This is a genomic window from Pelomonas sp. CA6, assembly GCF_022549225.1.
Classification (GTDB): Bacteria; Pseudomonadota; Gammaproteobacteria; order Burkholderiales; family Burkholderiaceae_C; genus Roseateles.
Window position 1 is genome coordinate 157738 of sequence record NZ_JAKZFD010000009.1, and the last position, 13789, is coordinate 171526.

At 66.2% G+C, this 13789-nt stretch carries 12 protein-coding genes; all 12 read right to left on the reverse strand.

The features are described from left to right. Positions 1-6: 6 nt before the first annotated feature. Positions 7-3228 (reverse strand): efflux RND transporter permease subunit, encoded by a 3222-nt coding sequence (locus LZ017_RS15855; RefSeq protein ID WP_241397862.1) that lies wholly within the window; start codon positions 3226-3228, stop codon positions 7-9. Position 3229: 1 nt separating this feature from the next. Further along, positions 3230-4390 carry an efflux RND transporter periplasmic adaptor subunit gene (locus LZ017_RS15860; RefSeq protein WP_241397863.1) on the reverse strand — a complete coding sequence of 387 codons (1161 nt, stop codon included), beginning with the start codon at positions 4388-4390 and terminating at the stop codon, positions 3230-3232. Positions 4391-4546: 156 nt separating this feature from the next. Then, positions 4547-5014 carry a DUF1178 family protein gene (locus tag LZ017_RS15865; RefSeq protein WP_241397864.1) on the reverse strand — a complete coding sequence of 156 codons (468 nt, stop codon included), beginning with the start codon at positions 5012-5014 and terminating at the stop codon, positions 4547-4549. A gap of 9 nt (positions 5015-5023) precedes the next feature. Continuing rightward, positions 5024-5626, reverse strand: a complete 603-nt coding sequence (locus tag LZ017_RS15870; RefSeq protein WP_241397865.1) for an NUDIX domain-containing protein — start codon at positions 5624-5626, stop codon at positions 5024-5026. A 4-nt stretch (positions 5627-5630) separates the two neighbouring features. Further along, positions 5631-5960 carry a DUF2818 family protein gene (locus LZ017_RS15875; RefSeq protein WP_241397866.1) on the reverse strand — a complete coding sequence of 110 codons (330 nt, stop codon included), beginning with the start codon at positions 5958-5960 and terminating at the stop codon, positions 5631-5633. A 4-nt stretch (positions 5961-5964) separates the two neighbouring features. Next, on the reverse strand, positions 5965-7446 hold the full coding sequence (nuoN, locus tag LZ017_RS15880) for an NADH-quinone oxidoreductase subunit NuoN (RefSeq protein ID WP_241397867.1): 1482 nt from the start codon (positions 7444-7446) through the stop codon (positions 5965-5967). 10 nt (positions 7447-7456) lie between these two features. Beyond that, the gene (locus tag LZ017_RS15885; RefSeq protein ID WP_241397868.1) at positions 7457-8929 is read right to left on the reverse strand and encodes an NADH-quinone oxidoreductase subunit M; all 1473 of its coding nucleotides are present in this window, start codon (positions 8927-8929) and stop codon (positions 7457-7459) included. An 18-nt stretch (positions 8930-8947) separates the two neighbouring features. Next, positions 8948-11005, reverse strand: coding sequence for an NADH-quinone oxidoreductase subunit L (gene nuoL, locus LZ017_RS15890; protein WP_241397869.1), 2058 nt, complete (start codon positions 11003-11005; stop codon positions 8948-8950). A gap of 59 nt (positions 11006-11064) precedes the next feature. Beyond that, positions 11065-11376: an NADH-quinone oxidoreductase subunit NuoK gene (gene nuoK, locus LZ017_RS15895; protein ID WP_241397870.1), complete on the reverse strand. Its 312-nt coding sequence runs from the start codon at positions 11374-11376 to the stop codon at positions 11065-11067. Beyond that, positions 11376-12014 carry an NADH-quinone oxidoreductase subunit J gene (locus LZ017_RS15900; protein WP_241397871.1) on the reverse strand — a complete coding sequence of 213 codons (639 nt, stop codon included), beginning with the start codon at positions 12012-12014 and terminating at the stop codon, positions 11376-11378. Before LZ017_RS15900 ends, nuoK begins: the two co-directional genes overlap by 1 nt. Before the next feature lie 158 nt (positions 12015-12172). After that, a complete protein-coding gene (gene nuoI, locus LZ017_RS15905; protein WP_241397872.1) occupies positions 12173-12670 on the reverse strand; it encodes an NADH-quinone oxidoreductase subunit NuoI in 498 nt (165 codons plus the stop codon). A gap of 7 nt (positions 12671-12677) precedes the next feature. Then, complete coding sequence (nuoH, locus tag LZ017_RS15910; RefSeq protein WP_241397873.1) at positions 12678-13784, reverse strand: NADH-quinone oxidoreductase subunit NuoH; 1107 nt, start codon at positions 13782-13784, stop codon at positions 12678-12680. Positions 13785-13789 lie beyond the last annotated feature (5 nt).

Here is a 13789-nt window from a genome sequence, read left to right on the forward strand (position 1 = left end):
CGCCCGTCAGGCCGCCCGTGCCGGCTTGCCCAGCATGCCGAAGCTCAGCAGATGGAGCAGCTTGCGCGGCTGCGTGAGCAGCCGATAGACCAGCCGCAGCAGGGTCAGCGCCAGCAGAGCCTCCACGAAGGTCAGCACGAAGGCCACCGCGGTGTTCCAGCGCGCCTCGCGGCGCTTGAACTTGGCAAACATGCGGTCGCGCGTGATCTCGATGCTGTCGTAGAAGCTCGGCACCATCAGCAAGGTCAGGAAGGTGGAGGTGATGGTGCCGCCGATGATGGCCACCGCCATGGGGCGGTAGAACTCGCCGCCCTCGCCCACGCCGATGGCCACCGGCAGCATGCCGGCGATCAGCGCGAAAGTGGTCATCAGGATGGGCCGGAAGCGCTTGCGTCCGGCGTGCATCAGCGCCTCCTCGCGGTTCACGCCCGCGGCTTCCTCCTGGCGCGCCGCGTCCAGCAGCAGGATGGCGTTCTTGGCCACCAGTCCGGCCAGCATGATGATGCCGATGAAGCTCATCAGGTTCAGCGTGCCCTTGGTCAGCAGCAGCGCGACGACCACGCCGATCAGCGACAGCGGCAGCGACAGCATCACGCCCAGCGGCGCGGTGAAGGAGCCGAACTGCATCACCAGGATCAGATACATCAGCGCGATGCCGGAGATCAGCGCGATGCCCATCTCCCGGAAGACCTCCTGCTGGTCCTTGGACGCGCCGGCCAGCTCGATGCCGTAGCCGGGCGGGAAGCTCATGGACTTGGCCAGTTTGACGGCCTCGGCCGTCACCTCGCCGGGCGAGCGCCCCTGCACATTGGCCGAGACGGCGATCATGCGCTTGCCGTCGGCGTGCTGGATCTTGGCCGGGCCCTTGCCCATGGTCACGGTGGCGATCTGCTCCAGCGGCACCATCACGCCGGTGCCGCTGACGGCGATGGGCAGGCGCTCGATATTGCTGGCATCCACGCGGTCCTGCGGGGCCAGGCGCACGGCGACGTCGCGCGTCTCGCCGCTGGGATCCACCCAGTCCCCCACCTCGACGCCGGCGAAGGCCACGCGCAGCGCGGTCGCGGCGTCGCCCACCGAGATGCCCAGCGAGTTGGCCAGGCCGCGGTTGAGTTCGATCTGCAGCTCGTCCTGCGGGTCCTGCTCGGACAGGCCCACGTCCACCGCGCCCGGCACCTGGCGCAGCTTGGCCATGTAGTCAGTGGTGATCTCCATGAGCTTGCGCGAGTCGGCGCCCGAGAAGCGGATCTGCACCGGCTTCTGCGCGCCGTTGTTCAGGTCGTCCAGCACGGTGAACTCAGCGCCGACCAGCGTGGCGATGCGCTGACGCAGGTCGGTCGCGATCTCGATGGCGCCGCGCTTGCGCTCGGTGCTCTTGCCGATGTCCACATAGATGCGGCCGCCCGTGGTGTTGACGTACTCGTTCGTGGCCTTGGTTTCGGGCAGCTCGCGCGCCACCTTGGACGCCGCCGCCATCTTCAGCCGCGCGTACTCCAGGCTCGCGCTGGCCGGCGTCCGCACCTCGATCGCGAGCGTGCCGTAGTCCGAGCTGGGCAGGAAACTGGAGCCGCCGAACTTGGCTTGCAGCACGATGGCGCCGACGAAGCTGGCCACCGCAAAGGCGGCCATCCAGCGGCGGTGGTGCAGCGCCCACGCGATCACGCGCCCGTAGCGATCAGCCTGGTGGTCGAACCAGTCGTTGAAGCGCTGCAGCTGCTTGGAGATGCCGGTCTTGGGCGCATGGTGGTGCCCCGGAGGATCGCCCCAGTAGGCCGACAGCATGGGGTCCAGCGTGAAGGAGATGAACAGGCTCACCAGCACCGAGGCCACCACGGTCAAGCCGAAAGGCCGGAACCACTCGCCGGAAACGCCCGGCATGAAGGCCACCGGCACGAACACCGCGACGATGGAGAAGGTGGTGGCGGCCACCGCGAGGCCGATCTCGGCCGTGCCGTTGAGCGCCGCGCTGCGGCGGTCGGCACCGCGCTCCATGTGGCGCACGATGTTCTCGCGCACCACGATGGCGTCGTCGATCAGCACGCCGATGGCCAGCGACAGGCCCAGCAGGCTCATGAAGTTCAGCGTGAAGCCGCACAGCCAGACCGCGATGAAGGCCGCGACCACCGAGGTGGGCAGCGACAGCGCGGTGATCAGCGTGGAACGCCAGGAGTTCAGGAACACATAGACGACGAAGATGGTCAGCCCGGCGCCGAACACCAGCGCGTGGATCACGTTGTTCAGGCTGTTCTGCGCGTCCTTGCCGCCATCCTGCGTGACCTCGATGGTGCTGCCCTTGGGCAGGGTCTTCTGGATCTCGTCGACCATCTTGCGCACGTCGTTGGCGACGCTGACGGTCGAGGCATCGCGCGAGCGCGTCACCGAGATGCCGACGTTGGGTTTGGCGTTGCGCACCGAGAAGCCGCTCTGCTCGGCAAAGCCGTCGCGGATGCTGGCCACCTGCCCCAGCCGGATCAGGTCGCTGCCGCTGCGCTTGACGACGATGCGCTCGAACTCGGCCGGCGACTCCAGCCGGCCCAGCAGGCGGATGCTCTGGTCCTCCAGCTGGCCCTTGACCTTGCCCACCGGCGCGGTGGTGTTCTGGCTGCGCAGCGCGTTGACGACGTCGGTCACCGAGACGTTGAATTCGCGCAGCTTCTCGGCGTTGAGCAGCACCGACAGCTCGCGCTTGAGCGAGCCGTTGACGGTGACCGTGGCGACGCCAGCGATGCCGCGGAAGCGGTCCGCCAGCTGGTCCTCGGCCAGGCGCGAGATCTCCGCGTGGCTCTGGCTGGACGAGGACAGCGCGATCTGCATGATGGGCTGGGCCGCGGGGTCCACGCGCTGCAGCACCGGCTCGCGCATCTCGGTCGGCAGCTTGTGGCGCACCGACGCGATCGCGTTGCGGACCTCGTCGGCCGCCTCGATCATGTTCTTGTTGAAATTGAAGAACAGCACCAGCTGGGCGCTGCCTTCGCTGCCGGTGGAGCGCACCTCGGTCACGCCGGAGATGCTCTGCAACGACTTCTCGATGCGGTTGACGATCTCGCGCTCGGAAGTCTCCGGCGACGCGCCGGGATAGCTGATGCTGACCACCAGGATGGGCTGCTCGACATCCGGGATCTGATTGACGCGCAGCTTGGACAGGGCCAGCAGGCCCAGGCACATCAGGCCGATGATGATGACCACCATCGCCACCGGCTTCTTGACGCTGAAATTGGAGAGCAGCATGTCAGCCTCCCGAGGCCACGGTGGAGGGACGCGCTGACGAGGACGCCGGGGCGGCCACGGCCGGTGTCATCGCCAGCGGCTGGCCATCCTGCAACGTGCTGGCGTTGTGGCGCAGGATGCGGTCGCCGGCGTTGAGCCCGCTCTTGACCACATAGACGCCCAGGCGTTCGTCGCGCTCGCCCAGCTTGAGTTCGGTCTTGACCAGCTTGTCGCCGGCAATGCGCCACGCGAAGGCCTTGTCGCCCTCGCGGGCCAGCGCGGCATCATGGATGGTCAGCGCACTGACCGACTGGGTCTGCACCCGGCCTTCGGCGTACAGCCCGGCCACGGTGGGCTGCTGCTCGCCGACGAAGTCCACCAGCAGCTCCACCTGGCGGGTGTTCGCGTTCGCGGCCTGCGCGATGCGGCGCACCTTGCCCTGGAAATCGGCGTGGCCGTAGCCGTTGACGCGGAAGAAGACGGTCTGCCCCAGCTGCAACTCGGACATGCGGTCGGCCGAGACCAGGCCTTCGAAGCGCATGCTGCTCGGATCCAGCACCTTGATCAGCTCCTTGCCGATCTGCGCCGTGTCGCCGGGCGAGACCTTGCGGTCGCTGACCACGCCGTCGAAGGGCGCGCGCACCTCGGTGCGCTGCATCTGCTGGCGCGCGGACGCGGCGCGCGCCTTGGCGGCGACCAGCTCGCTCTGCGCGTTGTTGCGCCGCACCTCGGCGTCCTCCATGGCCTGCATCGAACTCATGCCCTGGGCCTGCAGGGTCTTGAGGCGCTGGAACTGGCGCTCGGCCTGCTCGAAGCTCTGGCTGCTGGCGCGCACTGCCTCCTCGGCGGAGGACAGGCTCTCGCGCAGCGCGCTGTCGTCCAGACGCACCAGCAGGTCGCCGCGCTTGACGCGCTCGCCGTTTTCCTTGACCACCTGCAGCACCACGGCCTGGACCTCGGCACGCAGATCGGCGCGCCGCTCGGGCTGAATGGACCCGGAGATCACCGGCCCGCTGCTGAAGCTGCTGACGCCCACCGTCTGCACGTCCTCCGCGGCGACGGTCAGCTTGGGCGCGGCCTTGGCGGCGCTGCCGGGTTTGCCTCCGTTCGTCGGTTCACTGGGCGGCTTACCGCAGGCAACAAGCAGGGTGGCGGCAACGATGGCAAGCAGCGGTGTACGCATCAGCGAGGCTCCCGGAGGATGGGTCTGAAGAAGAACAGCCCGCGAGCTTACCCGCGATCACCTCGATTGGCCTGAGGTCATGCGATGAGATGTCCGACGCCGCGGACAGGCTGCAGCCCTGCGGCGGGAACGGTGCCGGCGGCACCGCCGAACGCGCTATTGCAGCGGTTCCTTCAGCGCCGCGGGCAGAGGCAGCGCGACGATGTCTATGCCCTCCTCCGCCAGGTCGCGCGCTTCCTCGCGCGTGGCCTGTCCGCGGATGCCGCGCTCCGGCGCTTCGCCGTAGTGGATGCGGCGAGCCTCTTCGGCGAAGCGGGCTCCCACGTCCTCGGTCGCGGCCATCAGCTGGCGCAGCCCCTGCATCAGCTGCGCCTGCAGGGCCTGGGGCAGCGCGTTGGCGGGGCTGCCCTCCGGTGCGGGCGCCGGCCGGGGCCGAGGCTCGGCGGCCTGCGCAGGCCCAGACAGGTTGAGCCGTGGCGCGCTGGGGCGGCGCGTCACATGCGCGCTGTTGCAGACCGGGCAGCTCAGCAGCCCGCGCTGCTCCTGAGAGGAAAAATCATCGGCCGAGGCAAACCAGCCTTCGAAGGTATGGCCCTGCTCGCAGGCCAGATTCAGCACCAGCATGGCCGAATCCTAATCGCGGGGCGCAGCCCCTGCAGGACGCCAGTCCAAAGGCCACTGACCGCTACGCCAACGCGACAGCCACAGCAGGCCGATCAGGGTCTTGGCGTCGGTGAGCTCGCCGCGGCGCGACAGCTCGTCGAGCTCCGCCTCGCTGTGCGTCACCAGGTCCAGAAACTCGCCTTCGTCCAGGCGCCGCGTGCCAGCCACCAGGCCGCGCGCAAAGAAGATCTCGATGCCTTCGTCGGAATAGGCGATCGCGTTGTGCAGCACGCCGGCATGGGCCCATTCGGAGGCGCTGTAGCCGGTCTCCTCGAGCAGCTCGCGCTGCGCGCAGGCCAGCGGCGTTTCCTGCGGATCCAGCTTGCCGGCCGGGAACTCCAGCATCACCCGCTGCATCGGGTAGCGGTACTGGCGTTCCAGCAGCAGCCGGCCGCCCGGCAGCAGCGGAACGATCATCACCGCACCGGGATGCTGGATGTATTCGCGCGTCGCGGTCTTGCCGTCCGGCAGTTGCACGCGGTCGCGGCGGACCTGCAGAAAGCTGCCGCAATACACCTGTTCGCCGGCAATGGCGAGTTCGCGCAGATGCGCGTCGTCGGGCGGCTGGCTCATCGGGTCAGGCGCCGTCGGCGACTTCTTCGAGCACCGCGCTGCGTCGGCGCAGATAACGCCAGACAAAGCCCGGGAAGCCCAGGGTCAGAAACAGGCACAGCGCCGCGGCGTAGAACTCCCAGCCCTGCGGCGCGCGCTGCCCCTGCCAGGACTCCAGCGCGAAGCCCAGGCCCAGGGTCAGCAAGGCCATCAGGAACAACTCCAGCAGCAGCCAGCCCGCGGGCTTGGGCGCGCGGCGCGGGCCCACCAGACCCAGGCGATGGGTCAGGTAGGGCGCGTTGGCGGCCAGCACGGCCACCACGATGGTCAGCCAGACGGCCAGCGTCTGATCCATGCGCTCAGCGTCCCAGCGTCTGCACGATGGCGCGGGTGCACAGGTCCGCCAGGCCACCAGGCAGCAGGCCGAAGACCAGCACGGCCGCGCCGTTCAGCGACATCACCAGGCGAGCATCGGCCGGCGCATGCAGCGGGCCGCGCTCGGCGGGCTCGTCGAAGAACATCACCTTCACGACGCGCAGGTAGTAGAAGGCGCCGATCAGCGACAGCAGCACCGCGGCCACGGCCAGACCGATGTACAGCGGCTGGCCGCTGACGATCATGGCCTGCAGCACGGCCAGCTTGCCGTGGAAGCCCACGGTCGGCGGAATGCCGGCCAGCGAGAACATGAAGAGCGCCATCACCAGCGCATACCAGGGGCTGCGCTTGGCCAGGCCGGCCAGGTCGGAGATCTGCTCGGACTCAAAGCCCTGGCGCGCCAGCAGCATGATCAGGCCGAAGGTGCCCAGCGTGGTCATCACGTAGGTCACGGCGTAGAACATCGACGAGCTGTAGGCGTTCAGCGCGGTGGCGGTGCTGTTGTTGATCACGCCCGAGGCCAGGCCCAGCAGCATGAAGCCCATCTGCGCGATGGTCGAATAGGCCAGCATGCGCTTCAGGTTGGTCTGCGCAATGGCGGCCAGGTTGCCCACCACCAGCGAGGCCACGGCCAGCACCAGCAGCATCTGCTGCCAGTCCGCCGCGACCGGCAGCATGCCCTGCACCAGCAGGCGGATGGTGATCGCGAACGCGGCCAGCTTGGGCGCGCCACCGATCAGCAGCGTGGCGGCGGTCGGCGCGCCCTGGTAGACGTCCGGCACCCACATGTGGAAGGGCGCGGCGCCCAGCTTGAAGGCCAGGCCGGCGACCACGAAGACCACGCCCAGGACCAGCACGCCCTTGTTGGGTGCGCCGCCGGCGATCACGGCGAAGACCTGCGGGATGGTCAGCGTGCCGGTGGCCCCGTACATCATCGACAGGCCGTAGAGCAGGAAGCCGCTGGCCAGCGCGCCCAGCACGAAGTACTTCATCGCCGCCTCGGTGGCCAGCGTGTGGTCGCGGCGCAGCGCCACCAGCGCATACAGCGACAGACTCATCAGCTCCAGGCCGAGGTAGACCATCAGGAAGTTGTTCGACGCCACCATCACCGCCACGCCCAGCAGCGAGAACAGGCTCAGCGTGAACAGCTCGCCCTTGAGCATCTCGCGCGGCTGCGCATAGGGCCGCGAATAGACCAGCGTGATGATCAGCGCGATGCCGGCGAAGGCCGCCAGCAGATGGCTCATCGGGTCGGTCAGCAGCATGCCCTGCGCGGCCAGCTGCGACTGTCCGCCGGCGAAATGGCTGAAGTGCATGGCCGAGAACACGGCCAGGGTCAGCTGCGTCAGCCAGTAGGTCGGCGTGCGGCGCGGGTCGGTGACGAACAGATCCACCAGCGCGACCACGCAGGTCATCGCCAGCAGCACGATTTCGGGAGAGATCGCGACCCAGTTCATGTCGTTCATCGTTGGGCCCTTATTGAATCTTGGAGACTGCGACGTGCTTCAGCAGCTCGGTCACGGACTGGTGCATCACGTCGGTGAAAGGCTTGGGATGCAGGCCCATCCACAGCACGGCCACGGCCAGCACGGCCAGCATCAGGTACTCACGGCCATTGATGTCCTTGAGCTCGCGAACATGGTCGTTGGCGATGGCGCCGAAGTAGACGCGCTTGACCATCCACAGGCTGTAGGCGGCGCCGAAGATCAGCGAGGTCGCGGCCAGGAAGCCGATCCAGAAGTTGAACTTCACCGCGCCCAGGATCACCATCCACTCGCCAACAAAGCCGGCGGTGGCGGGCAGGCCGCAGTTGGCCATCGCGAACAGCACCGCGAACATCGTGAACTTGGGCATGGTGTTGACCACGCCGCCGTAGTCGGCGATTTCGCGCGAATGCACGCGGTCGTACAGCACGCCGATGCACAGGAACATGGCGCCGGACACGAAGCCGTGCGCAATCATCTGCACCAGGCCGCCGGCCACGCCCAGCTCATTGAACATGAAGAAGCCCAGGGTCACGAAGCCCATGTGCGCGACCGAGGAGTAGGCCACCAGCTTCTTCATGTCCCGCTGGACCAGGGCCACGACGCCGATGTACAGCACGGCGATCAGCGACAGCGCGATGATGAAGCCGGCGTATTCGCGCGCGGCATCCGGCGCGATGGGCAGCGAGAAGCGCAGGAAGCCGTAGGCGCCCAGCTTCAGCATGATGGCCGCCAGCACCACCGAGCCACCGGTGGGCGCCTCGACGTGGGCGTCGGGCAGCCAGGTGTGCACCGGCCACATCGGCACCTTCACCGCGAACGCGGCGAAGAAGGCGAAGAACAGCAAAGCCTGCGCGTTCAGCGGCAGCGGCAGCTTGTGCCAGGTCTGGATGTCGAAGCTGCCGCCCGACTGGAAGTACAGGTACAGCAGCGCCACCAGCGTCAGCAGCGAGCCCGCCAGCGTGTAGAGGAAGAACTTGAACGCGGCATAGACGCGCCGCGGACCGCCCCAGACGCCGATGATGATGTACATCGGGATCAGCGTGGCCTCGAAGAACACATAGAACAGCATGCCGTCCAGTGCCGAGAACACGCCCACCATCATGCCGGAGAGGATGAGGAAGGCGCCCATGTACTGGTTCACGCGCGTCTCGATCACCTCCCAGGCCGAGATCACCACGATGATGGTGATGAACGCGGTCAGCGGCACGAACCACATCGAGATCCCGTCCACGCCCAGGTGGTAGTGGATGTTGAAGCGTTCGATCCAGGACGCCTTCTCGACGAACTGCATCGCGGCGGTCGAGGTGTCGAAGCCGGCGATCAGCGGCAGCGTGACCAGGAAGCCCGCGATGGCGCCGATCAGCGCCAGCCAGCGGACCGCCTTCGCCTGCTCGTCGCGGCCCAGGGCCAGCAGGATGCCGCCCCAGGCGATGGGCAGCCAAATGGCAAGACTAAGCAACATTCTTGTTCTCCGCCCCCGTCACAGACCCAGCAGGGCCTTGAATTGAGGGCCCATGTAAGGCCACAGCTGCCAGGTCATCAGACCGACGACACCCAGGATCATCACCAGCGCATACCAGTACAGATGGCCGGTCTGCACGCGGCGCACCAGCCCCGCGATGCCGCCGACCGTGCGTGCCGAACCATTGATCAGCACACCGTCGATCAGGCCCTGGTCCCCCGCCTTCCAGAAGCCCGTGCCCAGGGCACGCGCACCGGCGGCGAAGATGTTCTCGTTGATCCAGTCCATGTAGTACTTGTTCTCCATGACCGTGATCAGCGGACGCAGCACGCGCGCCAGCGTCGCCGGGATGGACGGCGCCACCATGTAGAACACATAGGCCGTCGCGACACCGCCGATGGCCAGCCACAGCGGCAGCGTGCTCAGCGAGTGCAGCGCCATCGCCAGCGCGCCGTGGAACTCCTCGGCCAGCTCGGCCATCGCGTGGTGCTGCGCGCCGTTGACGAAGATGGCGTCCTTGAAGAAGTCGCCATACAGCATGGGCTGGATGGTCAGGTAACCGATCACCACCGACGGGATGGCCAGCAGGATCAGCGGCACCGTCACCACCCACGGCGACTCGTGCGGCTCATGGTGCTCGCCATGGTCGTCGTGGTGGTCATGCTCGCCCGGGAAGGGCTTGTGATGGAAGTTCTCCTTGCCGTGGAAGACCAGGAAATACATCCGGAAGCTGTAGAAGGCGGTCACGAACACGCCCGCGATCACCGCGAAATAGGCGAAGCCGGCGCCGGGCAGATGGCTGGCGTGCACCGCCTCGATGATGGAGTCCTTCGAGTAGAAGCCGGAGAAGAACGGCGTGCCGATCAGCGCCAGCGAACCCAGCAGCGAGGTGATCCAGGTGATGGGCATGTACTTGCGCAGGCCGCCCATGTTGCGAATGTCCTGGTCATGGTGCATGCCGATGATCACCGAGCCGGCGGCCAGGAACAGCAGCGCCTTGAAGAAGGCGTGCGTCATCAGATGGAACACGGCGACCGAGTAGGCCGAGGCGCCCAGCGCCACCGTCATATAGCCCAGCTGCGACAGCGTGGAATAGGCGACCACGCGCTTGATGTCGTTCTGGATGATGCCCAGGAAGCCCATGAATAGCGCCGTGATCGCGCCGATCACCATCACAAAGTTCAGCGCCGTGTCGGACAGCTCGAACAGCGGGCTGAAGCGGCTGACCATGAAGATGCCGGCCGTCACCATGGTGGCGGCGTGGATCAGCGCGGAGATCGGGGTCGGGCCTTCCATCGAGTCGGGCAGCCAGACATGCAGCGGGAACTGCGCGCTCTTGCCCATCGCGCCGATGAACAGGCAGATGCAGGCCACGGTCAGCAGCATCCACTCCGAGCCGAAGATGCCGGTCAGGATGGGGCTGGCGAACTTGATCTGTGCCAGCTCGCCCGCCTTCGCGAAGGTCTCGGTGTAGTTCAGCGAACCGCCGTAGGCCACCAGCAGACCGATGCCCAGGATGAAGCCGAAGTCGCCGACCCGGTTGACCAGGAAGGCCTTCATGTTGGCGAAGATGGCGGTCGGCTTGGTGTACCAGAAGCCGATCAGCAGGTAGGAAACCAGGCCCACCGCTTCCCAGCCGAAGAACAGCTGCAGCATGTTGTTGCTCATCACAAGCATCAACATCGAGAAGGTGAACAGCGAGATGTAGCTGAAGAAGCGCTGGTAGCCGGGGTCTTCCTCCATGTAGCCGATGGTGTAGATGTGCACCATCAGCGACACGAAGGTCACCACGCACATCATCATCGCCGACAGGCCGTCGATCAGGAAACCGACCTCCATCTTCAGCCCGCCCAGCACCATCCATTCGTAGACGGTCTGGTTGAAGCGCGCGCCATCCAGCGCCACCGCCTTCAGCGTGATCGCCGACAGCACGAAGGCAATCAGCACGCCGAGGATGGTGACGACATGGGCGCCCCGGCGCCCCACCTGCTTGCCGAACAGGCCGGCCACGATGGCGCCGACCAGCGGCGCCAGCGGCACCGCCAGCAGCATGTTCTGTGAGAGTTGTGCAGACATTGTTTTCTCGCCCAAATCCTGAAGGTTTCGACTATTGGCTGTCTCGTCGATTCAGGTCATCAGCCCTTCAGCGCGTCCAGCTCCTGCACGTCGATGCTGCTGCGGTTGCGGAACAGCACGACCAGGATGGCCAGGCCGATCGCGGATTCGGCGGCCGCCACGGTCAGGATGAAGAACACGAACACTTGGCCGGCCATGTCGCCCATGTAGTGGGAGAAGGCCACGAAGTTCAGGTTGACGGCGAGCAGCATCAGCTCGATCGCCATCAGCAGCACGATCAGGTTCTTGCGGTTCAGGAAGATGCCGATCACCGACAGCGCGAACAGAAACGCGCCCAGCGTCAGGAAATGGCCCAGGGTCAGCGCGCCCATCATGCAGCTCCTTCGTTCTTGTCGGCGGCGGCCGCCGGGGCTTCGACGGTCGGCGCCATCTTGACGATGCGCAGGCGGTCGCCCTTCTTGACCTTCACCTGTTCGGACGGGTTCTGGGCGCGCGAGTCCTTGCGCTCACGCAGCGTCAGCGCGATGGCGGCGATGATGGCCACCAGCAGCAGCACCGCGGCAATCTGCAGCGGGAACAGATAGTCCGTGTAGATCGCAATGCCCAGCAGCTTGGCGTTGCCCATCTTCGCGGCCGCGGCGTCCAGCGCCGGCACCTCGCTGACACGGAAGCCCCCCATCAGGATGGCCGCCATCTCCAGCGCGATGAAGGCGCCGACCAGCCCGGCCAACGGCAGATGCTTCCAGAACCCCTGGCGCACGGCGTCGGAGTTGAAGTCCAGCATCATCACGACGAACAGGAACAGCACCATCACGGCGCCGATGTACACCAGCACCAGCGTGATGGCGAGGAACTCGGCCTTCAGCAGCATCCAGATGCAGGAGGCGTTGAAGAAAGCGAGGATCAGGAACAGGGCCGAGTGCACGGTGCTGCGCGCCGTGATCACACGGAACGAGGCACCCAGCAACACGGCCGAGAAGACGTAGAACAGTGCGGTGGTGGTATCCATGGTGTTCCCACAAATTCGTTGCCCCGGGGCTTTGAGAGCCGCCTGACGGGCCGCGCCAGGTCAGACCCTTTGCAGCCACGCGCCGAAGACAGGAGGCCCTGGCCGGCTGTCTTCGGCATCCCCGGGGAGCGTCCAGGGCGGCAGCCCTGGGCGAGGGGTCAACGATATTTGGCGTCGGCCTCCTTGCTGGCAGCGATGTCCTTTTCGTAGCGATCCCCCACCGCCAGGAGCATTTCCTTGGTGAAGTAGAGGTCGCCACGCTTCTCGCCGTGGTATTCGAAGATGTTGGTTTCGACGATCGAGTCCACCGGGCAGCTTTCCTCGCAGAAGCCGCAGAAGATGCACTTGGTCAGGTCGATGTCGTAGCGCGTCGTGCGGCGCGAGCCGTCGTCACGCACATCCGATTCGATGGTGATGGCCATCGCCGGGCAGACCGCCTCGCACAGCTTGCAGGCGATGCAGCGCTCTTCGCCGTTTTCATAGCGGCGCAGCGCATGCAGGCCACGGAAGCGCGGCGACAGCGGCGTCTTCTCTTCCGGAAACTGCACCGTGATGTTGCGCGACAGGAAATGCCGGCCGGTCAGGGCCATGCCCTTGAACAGCTCGGTGAGCATGAAGCTCTTGAGTAGGTCCTTGATGGAGCTCACAGCGGACACCTCGGAATCACTTCCAGATATTGAACGGGGACTGGATCCACAGACCCACGATCACCAGCCAGATCAGCGTGATCGGGATGAAGATCTTCCAGCCCAGACGCATGATCTGGTCATAGCGGAAGCGCGGGAAGGTCGCGCGCACCCACAGGAACATGGTCACGACGATGAAGGTCTTGGCGAACAGCCAGAACCAGTTCCAGAACGCCATGCTGTTCTGGATGAAGGCCGGCGTCTCCATGCCCAGCAGGTTGAAGGAGATCGGCGCCGACCAGCCGCCCAGGAACATCACCACCGAAAGCGCCGACACCAGGATCATGTTGGCGTACTCGGCGAGGAAGAACATCGCGAAGGACATGCCCGAGTACTCGATCATGTGGCCGGCGACGATCTCCGATTCGCCTTCCACCACGTCGAAGGGGTGGCGGTTGGTCTCGGCCAGGCCAGAGATGAAGTAGACGACGAAGACGGGCAGCAGCGGCAGCCAGTTCCAGGACAGGAAGTTCAGGCCATGCGTGGCGAACCAGCCCTTGGTCTGGCTCACGACGATGTCGGTCATGGACATCGAGCCGGTCACCATCAGCACGATCACCAGCGCGAAGCCCATCGCGATCTCGTAGGACACCATCTGCGCCGAGGCGCGCAGTGCGCCCAGGAAGGCGTACTTCGAGTTCGAGGCCCAGCCGGCGATGATCACGCCATAGACCTCCAGCGAGGTGATGGCCATCAGGAACAGCAGGCCGGCGTTGACATTGGCCACCGCGGCGTCCGGACCAAAGGGCACGACCGCCCAGGCGGCCAGCGCCGGCATGATGGTCATGATGGGGCCGAGGAAGAACAGGCCCTTGTTCGCCGCCGCCGGCGTGATGATCTCCTTGAAGATCAGCTTGACCGCGTCGGCGATGGGGGTCAGCAGGCCGTAGGGGCCCACGCGGTTGGGGCCGGGACGGATCTGCGACCAGCCGATGGCCTTGCGCTCCCACAGCGTGAGATAGGCGACGCAGACCATCAGCGGCGCGACGACCGCGATGATCTTCAGCAGGCTCCAGAGCACCGGCCAGATCAGCGGCGAGTAGCCGTTGAAGAAGGCCGCGCCAGCGTTGTAGAAGTTGTCCATGTTCT

What these genes read in the sequence shown, in the direction of transcription:
- LZ017_RS15875 (WP_241397866.1), bottom strand. Translation starts at nt 5,960, where the DNA reads ATGGATCAGACGCTGGCCGTCTGGCTGACCATCGTGGTGGCCGTGCTG.
- LZ017_RS15870 (WP_241397865.1), bottom strand. Translation starts at nt 5,626, where the DNA reads ATGAGCCAGCCGCCCGACGACGCGCATCTGCGCGAACTCGCCATTGCC.
- LZ017_RS15885 (WP_241397868.1), bottom strand. Translation starts at nt 8,929, where the DNA reads ATGTTGCTTAGTCTTGCCATTTGGCTGCCCATCGCCTGGGGCGGCATC.
- nuoN (WP_241397867.1), bottom strand. Translation starts at nt 7,446, where the DNA reads ATGAACGACATGAACTGGGTCGCGATCTCTCCCGAAATCGTGCTGCTG.
- nuoH (WP_241397873.1), bottom strand. Translation starts at nt 13,784, where the DNA reads ATGGACAACTTCTACAACGCTGGCGCGGCCTTCTTCAACGGCTACTCG.
- LZ017_RS15855 (WP_241397862.1), bottom strand. Translation starts at nt 3,228, where the DNA reads ATGCTGCTCTCCAATTTCAGCGTCAAGAAGCCGGTGGCGATGGTGGTC.
- LZ017_RS15865 (WP_241397864.1), bottom strand. Translation starts at nt 5,014, where the DNA reads ATGCTGGTGCTGAATCTGGCCTGCGAGCAGGGCCATACCTTCGAAGGC.
- nuoL (WP_241397869.1), bottom strand. Translation starts at nt 11,005, where the DNA reads ATGTCTGCACAACTCTCACAGAACATGCTGCTGGCGGTGCCGCTGGCG.
- LZ017_RS15860 (WP_241397863.1), bottom strand. Translation starts at nt 4,390, where the DNA reads ATGCGTACACCGCTGCTTGCCATCGTTGCCGCCACCCTGCTTGTTGCC.
- nuoK (WP_241397870.1), bottom strand. Translation starts at nt 11,376, where the DNA reads ATGGGCGCGCTGACCCTGGGCCATTTCCTGACGCTGGGCGCGTTTCTG.
- LZ017_RS15900 (WP_241397871.1), bottom strand. Translation starts at nt 12,014, where the DNA reads ATGGATACCACCACCGCACTGTTCTACGTCTTCTCGGCCGTGTTGCTG.